The sequence below is a fragment of the Bacillus sp. 220_BSPC genome, from assembly GCF_001054655.1.
Classification (GTDB): domain Bacteria; phylum Bacillota; class Bacilli; order Bacillales; family DSM-1321; genus Peribacillus; species Peribacillus frigoritolerans.
Map to the genome: position 1 here is coordinate 1 of NZ_JVPL01000043.1, position 1,227 is coordinate 1,227.

The 1,227-nt window shown below is 40.7% G+C and carries 1 protein-coding gene; it reads right to left on the reverse strand.

Features of this window, described 5'->3' with window-relative positions:
• Positions 1–53 precede the first annotated feature (53 nt).
• Positions 54–1,025 (reverse strand): NERD domain-containing protein, encoded by a 972-nt coding sequence (locus ADA55_RS02755; RefSeq protein WP_048678669.1) that lies wholly within the window; start codon positions 1,023–1,025, stop codon positions 54–56.
• Positions 1,026–1,227: the final 202 nt, after the last annotated feature.

The window sequence follows — 1,227 nt, forward strand, 5'->3', positions numbered from 1 at the left end:
GAGTTTGCGCCATTTACTCGTGAGTTTGCGCCATTTACTCGTGAGTTTGCTATTTACTCGTGAATTAATCCATCAAGTCTGTAAGCTCTATTTTTAAATTGCCCCGAATAAGGCAATTCCAGTGCAGACAGCATCCGCTGCATGATATCAATTGAATCTATTTGTAAAAAGAGCCGTGCTTGTTTATTTGTTATATTGGGTTTTATGAGGAGAGCAAAATCGCGAAGAGTTTGAATGTGGGCATCTTTGGAGGCGTAAGAACATTGACTGCATGACCATTTGCCCCAGTGATAGTGCATATGGAGAGCAGCGCATTCAGGACATTGAACGCTTTTTAGCAGATCTTGCTCATCGACTTGATATAGTTTGAGTATATCAGGATTATGTGGAGTGTTCTTTTGCAGAATCGTGTTCGAAAGTCTAGTGCTCTGCCTTTGGGTTAATTGCTCAGAAGGATACTTTTCTTCAAGGGTATGGATTTTGGTGATGAGGGTTTCTTTTCCCGTGATTTTTTTGAAAATGGGGGTAAAACCTGGGGTAGTTTTGATAATTGTATTCGAATTTGCATTGGCAATTAACGTTTCAATCGGCAACGAGGGGAATTTGTGAAAAGTAAGCCAATCATTTAATCGGGATTTTTGCACGTCGACCTGGATTAGCGGATCCAGATATGCCTGTTCCTGTCCATCTTTTGTACGAATCAATTGGGGATAGGTGCGGTCAAAATAGAGCGTTCCCGCAAAGTTTTTCACTTCAATGATGATACAGTAATTCCGGGTGATAATTAGGAAATCCATTTGAAAATAACGGCTCCGAGCGTGGTCTAACCTCAAATCATGAAATACTCGATATTCTTTCGGAAGATCCTTCAACTCCTCTCCGATACTCCGCTCCCCGTTAAATCCTGTACGGATTTTCCGGAAATCGTTCTTTATTCTTTCCTGTTTTGGATGATTTGCTGATAGCCTCCTGCTTAATGCCTCCAGTTTGAGCATTTTCATAGGCCTTTCACACGGTTTTAACATCCATACATCAACTCCTTCTCCTTTAGCTTCTTTATTAAAGCCCTTTTTTCCTGCTAGGATCTGAAATCAGACGTTTTACCGTAATTTCACTCTTTTTAATCCATGAGATTTGTAGCTTATTCGTGAATTTCCGCTATTTACTCGTGAGTTCACGCCATTTACTCGTGAGTTTGCACCATTTACTCGTGAGTTCGCCATTTAC